The following is a 1,045-nucleotide window of genomic DNA, read 5'->3' on the forward strand; positions in this document are numbered from 1 at the left end:
ACAACTCCGCATCGCCCAGGTGCGCCTCGATGAAGGCCACGAGTCGCTGCCAACGGTCGCGCTCGCGGCGCTTGCCGTCGGCAGCGTCTTCGGCGACCGATTCGCCCACCGACTCGCAGTAGGTCGCGGCCAGCAGCGAGACGAGCGACTGCTCCGAAAAATACGCCAGCGCTGGCGCAGCCTGCACCGCGCCGGGAAACACATGGCCCATGTGCGTGCGGGCGGCCTCGGCCAGGCGCGAATCCGCCTGCGCGATCGAAGGCACGAAGCGGTCGTGCAGGTCGGCATAGATGCCGAAGAAGCGGTCGGAGGGCAGGCGCAGCATCACCAGCTTGCCGGGCGCGGTCAGCGTGCAGGTGGAGGGAAGCCGGGTGGTGCGGAAAGTAATGTCGCCCTTGCGGAAGGGCATGCGCCGCCCGCCCTGATCGATGGTGCCTTCGCCTTCGACGGCAATCATGGCGAGCACGTCGCCCGTGCCGCCGCCGCAGGCCAGCGCCGTGTCATGGCGAACCGCGAGCGGTGTCGAGGTGAAGCTGATGGCCAGGCCGCCGCCTACGAGACGGCAGGCTTCGAGGCTCATGCGCGGGTTGCTGTCTTGCACGCTCAGTTCGCCGGGGTAGACCAGCGAATCGAGCGCGTTCGAGTAGCCCTGCACGTCGCCCGGGTAGAACGGGCGGAAGCAGGGCGCGAAGCTCAGGTCGGATGCTGCTGTGTCGTGGTGCATGGGTGGGGCTCCTGCCGTTGGCCCGCACGCTTCGTGCCAAGCAGGTGCAGTCGGATGCAGTCTAGGCGGCCGTCTGCCTTGGGGGAGTTAAGACTTTCCACTAGTTGGCACGCTGGATCAACCCGCGTGCGCCCACGCGCAAGAGCAAACCGCACCCCGCTTCTTACATTGGCCGCACCCCGCCGATGCAAAGGAGCCACAGCGTGAACGATACGAGCCCAGCAAACCACGACACCCCCGCGCCGTCCCTCGACGGCCTCAGCTATGGCAACTGGACCGAGGCCGAGAGGCTCGCGCTCAGTTGCCGCATCCTCGCGAAGG

1 protein-coding gene is annotated in these 1,045 nt (G+C 67.7%); it reads right to left on the reverse strand.

What is annotated here, in order from left to right; translation table 11 throughout:
* A partial coding sequence (locus tag ACSFA3_RS25875) for an AraC-like ligand-binding domain-containing protein (RefSeq protein ID WP_435508169.1) occupies positions 1 to 724 on the reverse strand: 724 nt, incomplete at its 3' end.
* Positions 725 to 1,045: the final 321 nt, after the last annotated feature.

The sequence above is a fragment of the Variovorax glucosi genome (genome assembly GCF_051216695.1).
Classification (GTDB): domain Bacteria; phylum Pseudomonadota; class Gammaproteobacteria; order Burkholderiales; family Burkholderiaceae_C; genus Variovorax.